We start from the raw sequence: 16,861 nt of genomic DNA, 5'->3' as shown, positions 1-16,861 counted from the left end.
CGCTCATGATGACATCCAGTAGTCCCACACGGGGGCAGATAGAACGTGCCTTGGCACAGCGTATCCAGGCCCTCTATCGAGAAAAATTGGGACATCGACTAGAAAAAGTTACCTGTCAATTTTTTGATGAAAAACTGGCAATCATTCTGGAAAAGTCTACGACCCACGCCGAGCAACTTTTGCTAGCCACAGAGCAAAAAGAACTTGCCGTTAAGCTGCGTTGGCAGATAGACATGGCCATCAAGCCTCAAATCAAGACCATGATTGAGGAGATCGCTGGAATCTCTGTGATTGCCTTGCTCAGCGATACGGCTTTAGAAAGTGGATTTTCTGGGCTACTCGCTGTTCTCAGCAGCCCTCCGCCGGTGCGCGACCCTGCATCAATTCCTAAAATCAGAAGGGAAAAGACACTTGAGGTAGATGAGTAGCTGCGACCGCCACTAACTCTTCAACTTCGTAAGGTTTTTTGATCAGTCCATTGCAGCCTGCCCTCACTGCTAGTTCCCCGTAAGGAGATTGACAAAGAGTTGTCACCGCAATGATGGGGGTGGCGATCGCTGTTTGCCGCAGCTGCTTTATCAGTTCAATGCCATCGATGTCGGTCAGCATAAGCTCACTCAAAATGAGATTGGGTTGCTTTTGCTGAACGACTTCTAATGCCTCTAACCCTTTTGTAGTTGATATTGACGAACAACCACATAAGCCCAGAATTTGACTAGCCAGCCATAAGCTATCTGCATTACTGTCAATCACGAGTACCAGGGAATTTTTCTCGGTTTCAGGCAAACCGCTACGAGCAAAGTGCTCCAAGTCCATCAAAAACTACTCTCAGCAGGCGTAGGGTTGAGCCACCGACTACAGGGCTCAATCAAAGTTGTGGTGACGTTGTGGACGAGGCACTTCTGAAATAGGTGCAGAGAATTGGCTCGTTTGGAGGTTATCCAGTTTATTCCCTGGTGCTGGCTAGATCAAGGGACATCAGTAGACAATCCCTATATTCTTGCAAATGAGATACTTAGAGGATAAATAATTCTTCTAAAAATGAAGAAATCTAAAGATTTTTATAGGATTTGAGAAATATTTGAGGACTTCCAGACCTGCTATAGGAAAGCTTTGTAACGATCATTTCCTTGCCCCAAGGAGTTCATTTAACCCATTGCCAAACGGTTTTGTCGCTAAATGTTAGCCTAAGTAAGGGAAAGTATGCTCAGTGTTAAACAGACCTAACCCAGCAAAAACCCAGAAAATAGGATTTTTAAAGTTAAAGTCACCTCATCAGTTCATGGACAAAGTTGTAGTTGGGCTATCGGGTGGAGTTGACAGTTCAGTTGCGGCCGCAACACTTCATCGTCAAGGCTATGAAGTCATTGGGCTGACCCTTTGGCTCATGAAAGGGAAAGGACAGTGCTGCTCTGAAGGCATGGTAGATGCGGCTCAGCTTTGTGAGCAGTTAGAAATTCCGCACCACATCGTGGACAGTCGGGATGTTTTCCAGTCCAATATCGTAGATTATCTGGTCAGCGGTTACGGTGCTGGGATTACGCCGTTGCCCTGCTCTCAGTGCAACAAGGCAGTGAAGTTCGGTCCAATGTTGCGCTATGCCCAGGACGAATTGGGGATCGACCAGATCGCGACGGGACATTATGCTCGGATTAGCTATGATTCCCTGAGCGATCGCCACCAGCTTCGCCGCGCTGTCGATCGCAGTAAAGATCAGTCCTACTTCCTCTACGATTTGACGCAGGATCTACTGGCTCATTCCCAGTTTCCTCTAGGAGAGCAGACGAAGGTAGAAACCCGCAGACTAGCGGCTGAGTTTGGGCTACACACAGCAGACAAGCCCGAAAGCCAGGATCTTTGCCTGATCGAGGCTCACGGCTCAATGCAAACTTTTCTCGATAAGTACCTGGCACCCCAAAAGGGAGACATCGTTGACCAGTCAGGACGGGTGCTGGGGCAGCACGATGGTATTCATCACTACACGATCGGGCAGCGCAAGGGGCTGGGGATCGCAGCAGCACAACCTCTTTATGTCATCGGTATTGATGCAGGACGCAATCAGGTGATTGTGGGCGATCGCGACAGCACTCACCAAACTGAATGCACCGTTCAACAGGTGAATTGGGTATCCATTGCAGCGCCAGACACACCGATTCAGGCTGAAGTTCAGGTACGCTACCGATCAGCAGCCGTTCCTGCCACCATCATTCCGCTGGAATCGTCAGAGAACGGCGCTACTCGCGTCAAGGTGATTTTTGACGAACCTCAGTTCAGCATTACCCCCGGGCAGGCAGCCGTCTGGTATCGCGGCGATCTGTTGCTTGGCGGTGGGTTAATCGAACCCCACAGCACAGTACGATAGGGGTTGGTTTTGAACTGAACCGGGATCAGTGCTGCTTGCTCAGCCTGATCACATGCTGCTAACCTCTTTACCTCGACTTCAATGACTCAGCACGTAGACAACATCGCCCCGCACGGCGGGCATCTGATTAATCGGGTGGCGACTCCAGAGCAACGCCAACAATTTTTAGCAGAGGCAGATGCTTTACTTAGAGTGCAGCTAGACGAACGCACCACGTCTGATCTGGTGATGATTGCGATCGGTGGGTTCAGCCCTTTGACCGGATTTATGAATTCGTCAGACTATGAAGCCGTCGTCACGACAATGCACCTGGCTAATGGTTTGCCCTGGTCAATTCCGGTTACGCTCTCGGTGACGGAGGCGATCGCAGAACCCCTCAAAGAAGGCAGCAAAATTCGCCTGGATGATCCCAATGGTGAGTTTGTCGGCATCCTGGAGCTAGAGCAAAAATATCGTTACGACAAGGTCAAGGAAGCCGTCAACGTTTATAAAACAGACGACGAAGCGCATCCGGGTGTGAAAGTGGTCTATGAGCAAGGACCAATCAATTTGGCAGGTGCAGTTTGGCTGTTGCAGCGTGATCCCCATCCTTTCTTTCCTACCTATCAGGTCGATCCGGTTGACTCGCGATCGCTATTTCGTGAAAAAGGCTGGAAAACCATTGTCGGATTCCAAACGCGCAACCCAATTCACCGTGCCCATGAGTACATTCAAAAATGCGCTTTAGAAACTGTGGATGGACTATTTCTCCACCCATTGGTTGGGGCTACCAAGAGTGACGATATTCCGGCTGACGTGCGGATGCGTTGCTACGAAATTATGCTGAAATACTATTTCCCCCAGGATCGCGTAATTCTGGCAATTAACCCAGCCGCAATGCGGTACGCTGGCCCCAGGGAAGCGATTTTTCACGCTTTAGTGCGGAAAAACTATGGCTGCACTCACTTTATCGTCGGTCGGGATCATGCTGGAGTAGGTGATTATTACGGCACTTACGATGCTCAATACATCTTCGACGAATTTGATCCCACCGCGTTGGGGATCAGTCCGATGAAGTTTGAACACGCCTTTTACTGCACTCGTACCCAGTCAATGGCGACGACAAAAACTAGCCCCAGTACGCCCGAAGAACGAATTCATTTGTCTGGAACAAAGGTTCGTCAACTGCTGCGTCAAGGTGAGTTACCACCCCCTGAGTTTTCTCGCCCTGAAGTTGCAGCAGAGCTGGCACGGGCAATGAAGGTTGCGGCAGAAGTTTAGTCATTCGTCGGGTTAGCAACGCAGAAGTTTAGCAGCGTAGAGGATTCAGTGGGACTAAAGCGTCGAGCTTTCTTACAGCAAGCTGGTTTAACACTGTTTGCCCTGGGGAGCAGTGAGGCGGCATTGTCTCTAGTGACAGACCGATACCAACAGGCACTCGCTCAGCCAACGAATCGCAAGTTGGCACTGTTGGTTGGCATTAACCAATATCCTGAGCAAGTTTCCGATCGCTCCACCTATGCCCTAAATGGTTGCATCACGGATGTTCAGCTTCAGCGAGAACTGCTGATTCACCGCTTTGGCTTTCAGCCCAGTGACATTCTGACGCTGACCGACCAGCAGGTAACCCGTGAAGTGATCGAAGCTGCTTTTCTCACGCATTTGACAGAGCAAGCTCGACCTGGTGATGTGGTGCTTTTTCACTTCAGCGGGTTTGGCAGTCAGATCAAGCTGGGAGAGAATGGTGAACTGGTTCAAAATAGCTTGGTGCCAGTTGATGGCGTTTTGCCTACTGAGGAAAGTCCATATATTAATGATTTGCCGGAGGAGACACTAGGGTTACTACTGCGATCGCTCTCCACTGAGCAAGTCACTGCGGTGCTAGACACTAGCTATGCTGACCCCAATCGAGCTATCCAGGGCAACCTGCGGGTTCGCTCTCGTCCCACTACGCCTAACGGTTGGCTTGCCCCAGCGGAACTGGAATTTCAGGCACAGTTGCGCGGTCGGGTGAGAATTTCCCAAGAACAAAGCCAGTCCCAATGGCGAACGGGTCAGTTGCCCGGCATTGTCTTAATGGCAACGGGACCAAATCAAGTTGCAGCAGAAGGACAATGGAATGGATTTAGCGCCGGATTGTTTACCTATGCGCTGACGCAGCACCTCTGGGGCGCAACACCTGCCAGTACACTCCAGCTCACTCTGGGACTCACCGCTGGATCTGTCGAGCAACTGGTCGGCAAAGAACAACAGCCGTATGTCTTGGGGCAAAAGAGCCAGAATCCATCCCTATCGCCTTACTACCTTAAGTCTGATGCTACAACGACTGCTGATGGTGTGGTTACGGCAATCGAGGAAGACGGTAAAACAGTCCGGCTGTGGCTGGCTGGACTTCCCGCAGCGGTACTAGAAAATTACGGACAAAATTCACTCTTGTCACTAGTTCCGTCGAATGCTCAGCCCAGTGAAAAGATTCAGCTGCTTGAGTCTGTTGTTGCGGACGTTGAAACGACCTCATCGGCAGACAAGCAACTACTTCAGATTCGCAGCCGTGAAGGTATATCAGTTAGAGCAAGAATTTCTGCTGCTTCTAGCACCATGCCGCTGCAAGTGGGGCAGCTAGTCCAGGAATCGGTGCGAGTTTTGCCACGCAATATCAATTTGACTGTGGCGCTAGATTCTAGCCTGGAGCGAATTGAGCGGGTAGATGCGACAAGCGCTTTTGCGACAATCCCCAGGGTGACGGCGATCGCCGCTGGTGAGCAATCTGCAGATTATGTTTTTGGCAAAACTCAATTAGGTGCTCCAACCCTGGCTGCATCGTTGACCGCATCCTCGCTTGAAGCAGGAGACTTGGAGCCAAGACAGCCAGTGAATGGTGATTTACCTGCTCCTAAAAGCAGTTATGGTTTATTTCACCTGGGGCGGTCTGCTCTCCTAAACACGCTGTCCAAGGAAGAAGAAGCCGTCAAAACTGCGGTAAACCGCATTACCCCCCAACTTCACACTCTTTTGGCGGCAAAGCTACTTCGCCTGACCAGTAACGCAGAATCATCTCGTCTGGGTGTGCGGGCAACGCTGGAAATGACTGCCCCTCAAGAACGGATTGTGATGCAGCAGGAAACGCCTCGCGCTCCCTGGGCTGCCCCTGCCAGTCGATTAGCCGGACTGTTTGTAGGCGATGGCAAATTGCCTACCTTACCGATTAATAGCCGCCTTCAGTATCGGCTGTGTAACTATAGCGATCGCCCTGTCTATTTCATTCTTTTAGGTTTAGATAGCAGTGGGAATGCCATCGCCCTCTTTCCTACACCCACATCTGAAAATAGTCTTGATTTCGAGGCTGCTCCCGCCGATAGTCTGCTCTCACCGGGAGAAATCTTGCTCATTCCCCAATCCACGCCGTCTGACTGGACACTACAAGGACCACCTGGCGTAGTCGAAAATTACGTGATCTTCAGCCATACCCCACTCACCCACACCTACTCTGCCTTGGAAATTTCTATGCGCTCTAAGGGAGATGCCAGACGGGTCAGCACCCTGGCAAATCCGCTAGAAGTTGCCCAAGCAACCTTACGAGACTTGAATCAAGCTGGCCTGGTCGCCAACAGTAGGACAGACGTACCGCCTGACACCTACACCTTGAATTGCAACAACTGGGCAACCCTAAACTTTGTCTATCAGGTAGCAAAAGCCTAAGTCTTGAGTGGAATACAAAGTACGTCATACAGCAGTGGCGCACCGTGCCACTGCTGTATGACGTGCAATTGAGAATTGCTATAGACGCAGTGGAGAGCATCTGGGAAAAGCTCAGTAGTGCACCCATACAGAACTCGTGGCACTTTCAACTTTTTGCCCCAAGGTCATGCCCTACAAGAGCATTTGCTCCTTTCAAAACTTCTCTTCTGAGGGGAAATATCTTTCTAGGACATTGTTTTAAGTACTCAAAGCTACCTTCCAAGAATGAATGTAGCTGAATTTTGCCTACTCTTTTTGCTGCCATCTAACCGAAGAAATAATTAATCAAATCTTAAGAAATAAAGATAAGGAGTATACCGAAATTAGATAGAAGCCTCACAAATTTCTCTCCAAACAGTGGAAATTTGGAGACTTGGTTAAAGATCTTTGAAGAAACTGTAAAGCTATGAAAAATATTGCAGTCTCATACCCAGGAAATAGTCATTCTGGCTCCATTGTTTTTCTGCTTTGCTCTCAGTTTAGTGGCTGGAAAAAGCCAACCATAACCGAGTTTCAATTCCTGGATGTAGCGGGGATCACGCTTTAGGCTTATGATCCCAGGTTAGATTTACGTTGCAACTTTTATTAAATGCTGACATAATAAAATTAAATGTTGGAAATTTTTTCTGCTTATTAACTATCTTTAAGTTAGTTAATCTAGATACATTTTTCGATCGAAGGAGTAAGAGAAACCTTACTTTTTACTCTAAAGCTCTAGGTTTGTTCAAGATTTACTTTTTTTCGAAAATTAGCTGAGTCGAGAGGGTTTTAAGATGCAAACGATACAGAAAATACCTACAATTCAAGCCGTTCGCTGCCCGAATTGTGGTAGCCCAGCCGAGCGACATCACCTCACCGCTAACCAGCTTACTCGGACACAGTGTCCTGCTTGCGATTACCTGATGGTCATGTGTTCGGAAACGGGTAATGTGATTGAGGCTTATGCTCCGGGCATTCCAGCCTGATTGGCTGAGAGTTCAGTTTGTTTTTTTGGGCAAGCTGAACTTGAAGATTTTAAGCGTCCACTGTGAGGGCTAGAAGTTGAACTTCTAGCCCTCATGTTTTTTATGCCGAAGCATCTGTCACAGACAAAAATAAAATTGGTACAGTATCCCGGTTGTTAGGCGATCGCCCCCACCTTAGAAGCTCGTAGCTGACCACAAGCCGCATCAGCCGCCAAGCCTCTAGACTGTCGGACACTGACCGCAATATGTTTGGCTTTTAGCGCTTCCACAAAAGTTTGAATACGCTTTGAATCAGGACGCTGATAATCGACTTCTTGAATCGGGTTGTAGGGAATCAGGTTGACGTGACTCTGGAAGCCCCGCAGATGTTCAGTCAATTGATTGGCATGTTCGGGGCAATCGTTCAATCCACCCAGCAGAATGTATTCAAAGGAGACGCGACGACCCGTAATCTGTACATATTCGCGGCATTCTTCCAAAAGCGCTGTCAAGGGATAATGATGAGCGCTGGGAATCAGCTGTTCTCGTAAAGCCTGATTAGAGGCGTGCAAACTTACTGCTAGCGTCACCTGAAGCTGATGCTGTGCCAAACGGCGAATGTGTCCGGGAATGCCAACCGTAGAAATGGTGATCGATCGCTGCCCAATTCCCACATCTTCATTGAGCGATCGCACGCTCGCCAGCACGCTGTCTGTATTTAACAGCGGCTCTCCCATGCCCATAAACACAATATTACTGACCCGCCGCTGAAAATCTTCTTGCACAGTCAACACCTGATCAACAATTTCGTGCCGCCCCAAGTTGCGCGTAAAGCCGCCCTTACCCGTCGCACAAAAATCGCAAGCCATTGGACAGCCCACCTGCGACGACACACACACCGTCAGCCGCTTGTCGGTAGGAATCCCCACAGTCTCAATAATTTGTCCATCAGCTAAACGCAGCAGAAACTTGACCGTGCCGTCTGGCGCTTCTGACCGATAATGCAGCGTCGATCGACCCACAGGAACGTCCGTCAAATTTGCCCGCCACTGCTTTGGAAACACCGAAATATCTGCCAGCGATCGCCCCCCCTGTTGATACAGCCACTGGTGCAACTGCTTTCCTCGATAGGCGGGCTGCTGCTGCTGTTGTACCCAATCAGTTAGCTCCGCTAAAGAAGCCCCCAACAGAGGAGGGATAGGACTCGCCGCTTGAGCAGGATTGAGGCGATCGCCCTCAGCAGATTGAACGGGGTCAATAGAATCGACAGCAGACATAAACAGCCCTGGAATGAGGAGGATCTCCATCTTAACGTGGAGGCGATCGCGCCATTTTCAACCGCATTCACCCAACTCAGGCATTATGGTTAGTGGTACTGTCTAACCTCACCAAGGTTACAACCCAGCTTTTATTCAGTCCCACAATACCCATGTTGCTGCACACGCTACCCCTCATTGCCAAATTTGCCTCGCCCGGCCCAATTCTCCTGGAATGGGGCCCAATTACTATTCGCTGGTATGGACTGCTCATTGCAACCGCCGTCCTGCTTGGTGTTAGCCTATCAACCTATCTGGCAAAACGTCGAAATGTGAATCCTGACCTGTTAGGAGATTTAGCAATCTGGCTGGTACTGGCTGCGATTCCCTGTGCGCGGCTATACTACGTGCTGTTTCAATGGCAGGAATATGCTCAAAACCCAGCAGACATCATAGCTATCTGGAAAGGCGGGATTGCCATTCATGGTGCAGTTTTGGGCGGCATTGTCGCGTCTCTAATTTTTGCTCGTTTGAATAAAGTGTCTTTCTGGCAGTTGGCTGACCTGGTGTCCCCCTCGCTAATTTTGGGACAGGCGATCGGACGCTGGGGCAACTTCTTCAACTCAGAAGCCTTTGGTCGTTCCACAGATTTACCGTGGAAGCTCTACATTCCCCCAGCTCAACGCCCTCCTGACTACACCACAGCAGAATACTTCCACCCCACGTTTCTTTACGAATCACTGTGGAATCTGGGAGTGTTTGCGATTCTGATGTTCCTCTTCTTTAGGGGGCTAAAGAGTCCAACAAAACTCAAAACGGGAACGCTATTTTTGGTGTACTGGGTTTGCTATAGTCTGGGGCGATTTTGGATCGAAGGACTGCGAATGGATAGCCTCATGCTTGGGCCGTTAAGAATTGCCCAAATCGTCAGCCTGGTTGGAATCACAATAGGATTAGCAGGTTTGATCTGGCTTTACGGTTTGAAGCGATCGCTCCCCGATGTCGTTTCAGAAGATGCATCCTCGGCATCAGCAAACCCCAAATCTAAGAATCATTAGATGTCCAAAAGGAATTTACACGAGAGATCCACTGGAAAAAGAAAAACCCCAGAGGGTTAACTCCAGGGTTTTAATCAGGGTGCATCTACCATACCCTTCTACTAATTACATGGGGTCGATCCGGAAGCTCCTGAAAAATTGTCCTTTTTCTCCGCAAAATATAGCGGTGCAATAGGGGCGAAGCATTCGGCAGAGGGATTGTGATTGAGTTGCAGAGTTTGTGCCCGAATGCTTCGCCCTATCCAAGATATTGTCTTTTTACAAAGCGGATTCCGGCTCGAGCCCTCAACCTTTCAGACGCTTGCTTCACGGGTTCAAGCAGGTTGAGCGGCAAGTTCAGCAAGTTTAACGTACTGCTGTGTTTGTCTTTTATACCAGGAATAGGGCCGTGGTAATCGCTCCCACCTGTCATCAGCAGTCCATGCTGAGCACAAAATGTTTCTAATTTTTTTGTCTCAGAAGGGGTATGACTGGGGTGATAAACTTCAACTCCCATCAACCCCGCAGCAATAAGTTCTTGCAGCACCACTTCCACATCACCGCCGCGAAACAGATAGGGGTGCGCCCAAACGGGTACTGCCCCTGATGAGCGCAGCAGCTCAATTCCTTCGACAATTGAAAACTTTTCGTAGTGAACGTAGGCAGGACAGCCATCTCCCAAAAAGCGATCAAAAGCTTCCCTTGCGGAGTGTACATAGCCAGCCCTGACCAATGCAGTCGCCAGGTGAGGACGACCCGGAGCCATGCCCTCCCCCAGGTTTGGTAGCTCAATTGGATAGTCCATCTCTGCCAAGTTTGCTGCCATTTGTTTGGCACGCCTTTTGCGTCCCTCCAGCCGAAGGGACAGCGGCTCACTCAATTTAGCGGCATCTGGGTAAAACCCCAGAATGTGTAGCGATCGCCCATTATGAACCGTACTCAATTCCACACCAGGAACGATTTCTAAACGCTGCCCTGCCGCTGCAAAAGCCTCATTCCACCCTGAGACCGTGTCGTGGTCAGTAATAGCGAGTGCTTTGACTCCAGCGGCGATCGCTGCTTCAACCAATTCGCCCGGAGTTAGTGTGCCATCAGAATACGTCGTGTGACAGTGAAGTTCTAACATGTCCTGATTATAGTGATCCCTACCCAAAAAATTGGGGTACAAAAATTGGGGTAAAGAGAGCGCAACCCCGTCGGGATTGCCTCTCTTTACCTTGTTTGGTCGAAACAGAGTAAGGCTGAACCTGAGCGATTTGAAGCAAACCGTTTCAGCAATCCGTAGTTTTGCTGAGACCTTTCAGGAGCGCTGTTCAAACACCCGTAAATTAACGATGGTTTGCTAAGGGTTCCACCGAGAGAATAAGCCTAAGTCTGACGTGAGGTCTTATCCGATGGTGGCTACTGAATCTTCTCTCCGCTCCGATAATGTGGAATTGCTGATGTCCTACCAGCACAATCCCACCGTCGCCCTTCGCAACAAACTTGTGCGTCTTAACGCAGGACTAGTCCGCAAAATCGCCCATCGAATTAGCCGCCAGTGCTGTGAACCTTACGAAGATTTGGAACAGATTGGTTATCTCGGATTAATTCGCGCCGTTGAGCGGTTTAACCCCAGCCAAGGATATGCCTTTAGCTCCTTTGCCGTCCCTTACATTCGGGGTGAAATGCTGCACTTTTTGCGCGATCGCAGCAGTTCCATCAAGATTCCCCGTCGTTGGCAAGATTTGCAAAAAGAAGGACAGCGGATTCGCGCCCAGCTTACCCAATCGCTCGGACATCAACCCTCTGATGCAGCGGTTGCTGAGCAACTAGGAATTTCCTTGAACGAATGGCGTGAAGTTAAGCTGGCCACTCAAAACCGTTCACCCCTCAGCCTCGACGCAACGGTGTCTCAACAAACCGATTCCTCAATGACATTGGGCGATTCTTTGACAGATCCTCAATATCAAAACCTTCAGGTTTTAGAAGAAGACCGCCAACAGCTTCAACTTGCCTTGAGCCAGCTAGAAGACAAAACTAGAGCCGCAATTGAGTTTGTCTTCTTCAGTGGACTTTCACGCAAGGAAGTGGCTGAAAGAATTGGAATCAGCCCTATGACCGTGACTCGTCGCATCCAGCGTGGTTTGGAGCAAATGACGACACTCATGCAAGCTCAAACGCTACGCACTGACCCATAGATCCTCACAGCAGTCCCAAAAAGCCGAGAGCGTTACATCCAAGGATGTAACGCTCTCAGTTTTTTAGAGCATTTATTCTCGTCTCCAGTCTCACCTGGAGATCAGAATAAGAGGTATTTGAACTAACCTCTAGCTCCTACTCCTCAAACAACCTAAGCACTTTGTAGCTCAAGCGTAGGATAGTCAATATATCCCTGCTCAGTGCCACCATAGAAAGTTGAGCGATCGGGCGTATTCAGCGAAGCGTTAGCAGCAAATCGCTCTGGCAAATCTGGATTGGCGATGTAGAGTCTGCCGTAGGCAATCAGGTCGGCTGACCCTTCTGCCAACAGAGCATTACCTGAGTCGCGGTCATGCCCCCCCGCTGAGATAATCGTGCCATTAAAAATTGAGCGGAAATGGCTAGAGGGTAAGTCTGGGCGGTTCGGTTCCTCTAGACTCATGCCCGGAACCCGTGGCTCCACAAGGTGCAGATAGGCAAGCCCAAAGCGGTTTAACGCTCCGATCACGTAATCAAACAGTGTCTGTGGATCAGAATCTTGCATATCGTTGAAGGTGCCGCTGGGAGAAAGCCGAACACCGACGCGATCGCCTCCCCACACGCCTGTCACGGCCTCCGTCACCTCCAACAGAAAGCGGCTGCGATTCTCAACTGAACCGCCATACTCATCTGTGCGCTGATTTGCTCCGTCCTGTAGAAACTGATCGAGCAGATAGCCATTGGCACCGTGAATCTCCACACCGTCAAACCCAGCGTCTAGCGCATTTTGGGCAGCCCGACGGTAATCTTCAACAATCCCAGGAATCTCTGTGATTTCTAGAGCGCGTGGGGTGACAAATGGCTTTTGTCCTTCATAGGTTGAAGCTTCACCAGCAGGGGCGATCGCCGAAGGTGCAACTGGGAGCGCTCCATCAGGCTGTAACGACGGGTGAGAGATCCGTCCGACATGCCAAAGCTGGAGAAAAATTTTGCCGCCCCGCTCATGTACCGCATCCGTCACCAGCTTCCAGCCTTCAACCTGCTCTTGAGAGTGAATGCCTGGAGTCGCCGGATAGCCTACACCTTGAGGAGAAATCTGCGTTGCCTCACTGATGATTAGCCCTGCCGATGAACGTTGTGCATAGTAAGTTGCGTTCAAAGATTGAGGCACCTTCCCTGCACTAGCACGGTTGCGAGTCAGCGGAGCCATTACAATCCGGTTGGGCAGTTCATACGCGCCAACTTTAACTGGCGAAAGCAAATGAACATTAGAACTCACAAATTTATCTCCTTTAAACAAGAATGGGGATCGGAACTTAGGCATTCACTCTTTTGCCGTTGTTTGCCGTTGGTCTCAGCTAGCTCAAGCTGCCTGCTCTGAGTGAGCTGCTTCTATCAAAGCTTCTAGCTTTGCAGCAAAGACTCGCTTGGGTGCTACACCCACCACCTGATCAACAACTTTCCCCGATTGAAACAGCAGTAGCGTCGGGACAGCACTAATCTGATAGCGACTCGCAATGTGACTATAGTCATCAATGTTGAGCTTAGCGATCTTGGCTTGACCTGCAAAATCAGCAGCTAACTCTTCGACGATGGGGGTGATCATACGACAGGGACCACACCAGGCAGCCCAAAAATCAACTAGCACCGGTAACGAACTGTCGAGGACTTCCGCCTGGAAGTTGTCTTCCGTTAGCGTAATGTATCGAGATGAACTGGAAGCCTCTGAAGAAGTCTTTGTCTGAGATGTACTGGACATAATGCTAATCTCCTTTAGCCCATGAAGCGGACTAGTTAAGTGGTTAAACAACCGCTTAACTACGATAATATTGAAAAGTAACTCAATAGTCAAGTGGTTGTTTAAGTGCTTCAATAAGCCTGTTCGAGTTTTATTTGAAAACCCAATTTATTCTGCTGCCTGTATCTAAACATGGACAATCAACCGTCACCTGTGTCACCGCTGCTTGAGAAAACTGAAAATGACTGTCGCGCCAAAATTTTTGCGGCGTTGTCTGACCCCACCCGTTTGCGTATCGTAGAGCTACTGGTTCGCGAGAATGAGCTAAGCGGCTCTGAAATTGCCCAGCAACTTAACATCAGCCTCGCCTTGTTTTGTCACCACTCTAGAACACTGGCAGAAGCTGGATTGATCACAACCCGTCGAGACGGACAAACCAAGTACAATGCCCTGAACCGAGATGTTTTAACTGCCTGTCTCAAAAGCTTTTCTGGGTTGATGGATTAACCCTAATCTTCCAAAAAATTAGGGTTCCGATACATTGAAGGAAGTCGTTCAAAGTTCTTCGCAATGTCTCAAGCCGATATGCAAGCTGATGTCAATCAAGCCGACAAGTCCCTAGTTTATCCCCCCAGTCCTAAAGTCGATCAGGTGGATGATTATCATGGCGTTCAGGTCGGTGACCCTTACCGTTGGTTAGAAGATCCCGATTCAGACGAGAGCCGTCAGTGGATCGAAGCGCAGAACCAGGTGACGTTTACCTACCTGAATGATATTCCTGCCCGTGAAAGCCTGAAACAGCGGTTGACCCAGCTTTGGAACTACGAGAAATACGGCATTCCGTTTAAGCGGGAAAACCGTTATTTCTACTTTAAGAATGATGGTTTGCAGAATCAGAGCGTTCTTTACACATTGCCCGAACTAGATGCAGAACCGAGAGTTTTGCTTGATCCTAATACGCTTTCTGAAGATGGCACGGTGGCACTCTCGGGATTGGCAATTAGTGAAGATGCCAAACTGATGGCGTATGGGCTATCTACATCTGGTTCCGACTGGCAGGAGTGGAAAGTACGAGATGTAGAAACGGGTGAGGACTTGCCTGACCATCTAAAGTGGATTAAGTTTTCGGGCGCAGACTGGACACTTGATGGCAAGGGCTTTTTCTACTCGCGCTATGACGAACCAAATGAAGCAACAAAATTAGAAGACATTAACTATTATCAGAAGCTTTACTTTCACCAACTCGGTACGTCTCAAGCCGAAGATGTCCTGATTTATGAGCGCCCTGACGAAAAGAATTGGATGTTTGGTGGCGAAGTCACTGAAGATGGCAATTATCTAGTAATTTCGGTGAGTCAAGGAACAGACCCTAGGAATCTAGTGTTTTGGAAGGATCTGAGAAATCCAGAAGCCCCTGTAGTTGAGTTAATTAACTCCTTTGAGGCAAAGTTTAGCCTGATTGACAGTGAGGGCACGGTGTTCTGGTTTGAGACTGATCTGGATGCGCCACGCAGTCGAGTAATTGCGATTGATATTGCCAATCCAGCGCGAGAAAATTGGCAAGAGGTGATTCCCCAAGCGGATGAGACACTGATGGGTGTGAATATCCTGAATCACCAGTTTGTCGCTTTCTACCTCAAAGATGCCTACACCCAGGTAAAACTATTTGACTTGAACGGAACGTTTATACGAGAGGTTGAGCTGCCGGGAATCGGCTCGGCAGGAGGTTTTGGCGGTAAGCGCCATGATACAGAAACATTCTACAGTTTCACCAGTTTCACTACACCAACAACTATTTATCGTTATGACATGGTGAGTGGAGAAAGTAGTGTGTTTCGGCAACCAACGGTAGATTTCAATCCTGATGAGTATGAGACAAAGCAGGTGTTTTATGCCAGTAAGGACGGTACACGAGTACCGATGTTCATCACTCACAAAAAGGGATTAGAACTGAATGGGAATAACCCTACTTACCTGTATGGATACGGAGGGTTCAACATCTCACTCACGCCATCCTTTTCGCCCAGCAATATTGTCTGGTTAGAGTTGGGTGGTGTGTTTGCAGTGCCAAATTTGCGCGGCGGTGGTGAGTATGGTGAGGAGTGGCATCAGGCGGGTACAAAGCTAAATAAGCAAAATGTATTTGATGATTTCATTGCAGCAGCGGAGTGGCTGATTGAGCATCAATATACATCACCGAAGAAGCTGGCGATCGCCGGAGGCAGCAACGGCGGATTACTGGTCGGAGCCTGCATGACCCAGCGACCCGATTTATTTGGAGCGGCTTTACCCGCGGTGGGTGTAATGGATATGCTGCGTTTCCACAAGTTCACTATCGGTTGGGCCTGGTGCTCTGACTACGGTTCACCAGAAAACTTAGAAGAATTTCAGGCACTCTACGCCTATTCTCCATTGCACAATCTGAAACCTGAAACGGGTTATCCTGCAACTCTGATCACAACGGCTGATCATGACGATCGGGTAGTGCCTGCCCACAGCTTTAAGTTTGCGGCCGCATTGCAGGAAGCTCATGTAGGAAATAATCCGGTGTTGATCCGGATTGAGACTAAAGCAGGGCACGGAGCCGGAAAGCCGACGGCTAAAGTGATTGAGGAGATCTCCGATCGCTGGGCATTTTTGGTGCGATCGCTAGATATACAGTCCCCTTGAACCCACATTTTTGCCGAAAAGGTAGAAGGTTTTTTGGGGTTCTCCAGAATTTGAGAACTGTGTATGACACGGAATCCGTTTCGTAAAGAAGCACTATTTGGTGTACGGGCGAAGCATTCAGCAAAAGAATTGTGCTTTAGTGGCAAGGATTGTAACCGAATGCTTCGCCCCTACCGCTACTGCTACTCTATAGACGGATTTGGTATGAGAAGCTCCAGCTTCATATAAGTGGAAGCTGGAGCTTTCAAACTGGTATTTATTAACTTGGTAGAGTCAACTCAATGAGGTAATTAGCCGAGCACTTCAAGCTCGATGACATCAAAGGAACCGCCACGCAGAACCGATTCCACCTGCTTGCCCCGCAACCGCTGTCCTGTGACTTGCTCCATCACACCCTGAATCGCTCCTAGTGTGAAGGTTAGCTTACGGTCAGAGCCTTGAAGTTCACCTGCCGAGCAAATGGTTTCCCGACAGTAAACCAGGATTTTTTCTCCATCTGCGACAACGTTATCAATAATGCAGAGCCGCGTGCCGTCCTTGCCCAATGCTGCCTGAAGCAGCGAAACAATTTTCTCAGAGTTAATTCCCACTCCTGTCAAACCAAGCTGTTCTGCAAGTTGCTTGCCTCGCTGACGACCCGCAGCAATCAGAGCGATCGCTGCTGCCTTTTCACCGAGCGCATCTTCAGTCCCAGTCACGATTGCTCTAAAACAAATGATGCTGCTAAAGTCACCTAGCTCGGTACGCAGTTGATTGACAGCAGGAATTGCAACACTAGACATAACAAACACCTCAAAGATTTTCAGGACGGACTGTTGAAAGCAACTATTTTTTGCTTTCATCTGTGTTGCTTGAATTGCATCAAGCAACATACTTGTACTGTTAAAGTACCCATATCGAAAGCAATTATTCTGCTTTCATCTGTGTTGCTTGAATTGCATCAAGCAACATACTTGCACCGTTAAAGTATCGCTACA

At 49.1% G+C, this 16,861-nt stretch carries 15 protein-coding genes; 9 read left to right on the top strand and 6 right to left on the bottom strand.

What is annotated here, in order from left to right:
• Positions 1-5: 5 nt before the first annotated feature.
• A complete protein-coding gene (locus H6F88_RS18400) occupies positions 6-428 on the top strand; it encodes a DUF2294 domain-containing protein (protein WP_242042611.1) in 423 nt (140 codons plus the stop codon).
• Here the strand turns inward: H6F88_RS18400 and H6F88_RS18395 are convergent.
• On the bottom strand, positions 394-816 hold the full coding sequence (locus tag H6F88_RS18395; RefSeq protein WP_190644207.1) for a response regulator: 423 nt from the start codon (positions 814-816) through the stop codon (positions 394-396). The genes H6F88_RS18400 and H6F88_RS18395 overlap by 35 nt on opposite strands.
• A gap of 466 nt (positions 817-1,282) precedes the next feature.
• Here H6F88_RS18395 and mnmA point away from each other — a divergent pair, with 466 nt between their 5' ends.
• The 4 genes from mnmA (at position 1,283) to H6F88_RS18375 (ending at position 7,044) form a co-directional block, all read left to right on the top strand.
• A complete protein-coding gene (gene mnmA / locus H6F88_RS18390; protein ID WP_190644206.1) occupies positions 1,283-2,362 on the top strand; it encodes a tRNA 2-thiouridine(34) synthase MnmA in 1,080 nt (359 codons plus the stop codon).
• 81 nt (positions 2,363-2,443) lie between these two features.
• The gene (gene sat, locus H6F88_RS18385; protein ID WP_190644205.1) at positions 2,444-3,622 is read left to right on the top strand and encodes a sulfate adenylyltransferase; all 1,179 of its coding nucleotides are present in this window, start codon (positions 2,444-2,446) and stop codon (positions 3,620-3,622) included.
• Between the two features lie 48 nt (positions 3,623-3,670).
• Positions 3,671-6,040, top strand: a complete 2,370-nt coding sequence (locus H6F88_RS18380) for a caspase family protein (protein WP_190644204.1) — start codon at positions 3,671-3,673, stop codon at positions 6,038-6,040.
• An 812-nt stretch (positions 6,041-6,852) separates the two neighbouring features.
• Positions 6,853-7,044 carry a replication restart DNA helicase PriA gene (locus H6F88_RS18375; RefSeq protein ID WP_190644203.1) on the top strand — a complete coding sequence of 64 codons (192 nt, stop codon included), beginning with the start codon at positions 6,853-6,855 and terminating at the stop codon, positions 7,042-7,044.
• Between the two features lie 155 nt (positions 7,045-7,199).
• On the opposite strand, the gene rlmN is transcribed toward H6F88_RS18375, so the two are convergent.
• Entirely contained in the window at positions 7,200-8,300 is a 1,101-nt protein-coding gene (gene rlmN / locus H6F88_RS18370) for a 23S rRNA (adenine(2503)-C(2))-methyltransferase RlmN (protein WP_190644202.1), read from the bottom strand.
• Positions 8,301-8,452: 152 nt separating this feature from the next.
• Here rlmN and lgt point away from each other — a divergent pair, with 152 nt between their 5' ends.
• Positions 8,453-9,337 (top strand): prolipoprotein diacylglyceryl transferase, encoded by an 885-nt coding sequence (gene lgt / locus H6F88_RS18365; RefSeq protein WP_190644201.1) that lies wholly within the window; start codon positions 8,453-8,455, stop codon positions 9,335-9,337.
• 238 nt (positions 9,338-9,575) lie between these two features.
• Here lgt and H6F88_RS18360 read toward each other — a convergent pair whose 3' ends face one another.
• Complete coding sequence (locus H6F88_RS18360) at positions 9,576-10,442, bottom strand: PHP domain-containing protein (protein ID WP_190644200.1); 867 nt, start codon at positions 10,440-10,442, stop codon at positions 9,576-9,578.
• Between the two features lie 268 nt (positions 10,443-10,710).
• Between H6F88_RS18360 and H6F88_RS18355 the strand changes: the two genes are divergently transcribed.
• Positions 10,711-11,496 (top strand): RNA polymerase sigma factor SigF, encoded by a 786-nt coding sequence (locus H6F88_RS18355; protein ID WP_190644199.1) that lies wholly within the window; start codon positions 10,711-10,713, stop codon positions 11,494-11,496.
• 152 nt (positions 11,497-11,648) lie between these two features.
• Here H6F88_RS18355 and H6F88_RS18350 read toward each other — a convergent pair whose 3' ends face one another.
• Entirely contained in the window at positions 11,649-12,755 is a 1,107-nt protein-coding gene (locus H6F88_RS18350; protein WP_347277712.1) for an alkene reductase, read from the bottom strand.
• Positions 12,756-12,839: 84 nt separating this feature from the next.
• The gene (gene trxA / locus H6F88_RS18345; RefSeq protein ID WP_190644197.1) at positions 12,840-13,235 is read right to left on the bottom strand and encodes a thioredoxin; all 396 of its coding nucleotides are present in this window, start codon (positions 13,233-13,235) and stop codon (positions 12,840-12,842) included.
• A 171-nt stretch (positions 13,236-13,406) separates the two neighbouring features.
• Here trxA and H6F88_RS18340 point away from each other — a divergent pair, with 171 nt between their 5' ends.
• The gene (locus tag H6F88_RS18340; protein WP_190644196.1) at positions 13,407-13,721 is read left to right on the top strand and encodes a metalloregulator ArsR/SmtB family transcription factor; all 315 of its coding nucleotides are present in this window, start codon (positions 13,407-13,409) and stop codon (positions 13,719-13,721) included.
• Positions 13,722-13,784: 63 nt separating this feature from the next.
• Complete coding sequence (locus H6F88_RS18335; RefSeq protein WP_199333676.1) at positions 13,785-15,884, top strand: prolyl oligopeptidase family serine peptidase; 2,100 nt, start codon at positions 13,785-13,787, stop codon at positions 15,882-15,884.
• Between the two features lie 290 nt (positions 15,885-16,174).
• Here the strand turns inward: H6F88_RS18335 and H6F88_RS18330 are convergent, their stop codons facing one another.
• Positions 16,175-16,666: a hypothetical protein gene (locus tag H6F88_RS18330; protein ID WP_190644195.1), complete on the bottom strand. Its 492-nt coding sequence runs from the start codon at positions 16,664-16,666 to the stop codon at positions 16,175-16,177.
• Positions 16,667-16,861 lie beyond the last annotated feature (195 nt).

This window comes from Oculatella sp. FACHB-28 (genome assembly GCF_014696015.1).
In the GTDB taxonomy this organism is placed as follows: Bacteria; Cyanobacteriota; Cyanobacteriia; order Elainellales; family Elainellaceae; genus JAAUTN01.
This window is presented reverse-complemented; position numbering and strand designations above follow the sequence as displayed.

Bases quoted from the DNA above. Each gene is read 5' to 3' on its own strand.
- H6F88_RS18400 (WP_242042611.1), top strand. From the start codon at position 6: ATGATGACATCCAGTAGTCCCACACGGGGGCAGATAGAACGTGCCTTG.
- H6F88_RS18395 (WP_190644207.1), bottom strand. From the start codon at position 816: ATGGACTTGGAGCACTTTGCTCGTAGCGGTTTGCCTGAAACCGAGAAA.
- mnmA (WP_190644206.1), top strand. From the start codon at position 1,283: ATGGACAAAGTTGTAGTTGGGCTATCGGGTGGAGTTGACAGTTCAGTT.
- sat (WP_190644205.1), top strand. From the start codon at position 2,444: ATGACTCAGCACGTAGACAACATCGCCCCGCACGGCGGGCATCTGATT.
- H6F88_RS18375 (WP_190644203.1), top strand. From the start codon at position 6,853: ATGCAAACGATACAGAAAATACCTACAATTCAAGCCGTTCGCTGCCCG.
- rlmN (WP_190644202.1), bottom strand. From the start codon at position 8,300: ATGTCTGCTGTCGATTCTATTGACCCCGTTCAATCTGCTGAGGGCGAT.
- lgt (WP_190644201.1), top strand. From the start codon at position 8,453: ATGTTGCTGCACACGCTACCCCTCATTGCCAAATTTGCCTCGCCCGGC.
- H6F88_RS18360 (WP_190644200.1), bottom strand. From the start codon at position 10,442: ATGTTAGAACTTCACTGTCACACGACGTATTCTGATGGCACACTAACT.
- H6F88_RS18355 (WP_190644199.1), top strand. From the start codon at position 10,711: ATGGTGGCTACTGAATCTTCTCTCCGCTCCGATAATGTGGAATTGCTG.
- trxA (WP_190644197.1), bottom strand. From the start codon at position 13,235: ATGTCCAGTACATCTCAGACAAAGACTTCTTCAGAGGCTTCCAGTTCA.
- H6F88_RS18340 (WP_190644196.1), top strand. From the start codon at position 13,407: ATGGACAATCAACCGTCACCTGTGTCACCGCTGCTTGAGAAAACTGAA.
- H6F88_RS18335 (WP_199333676.1), top strand. From the start codon at position 13,785: ATGTCTCAAGCCGATATGCAAGCTGATGTCAATCAAGCCGACAAGTCC.
- H6F88_RS18330 (WP_190644195.1), bottom strand. From the start codon at position 16,666: ATGTCTAGTGTTGCAATTCCTGCTGTCAATCAACTGCGTACCGAGCTA.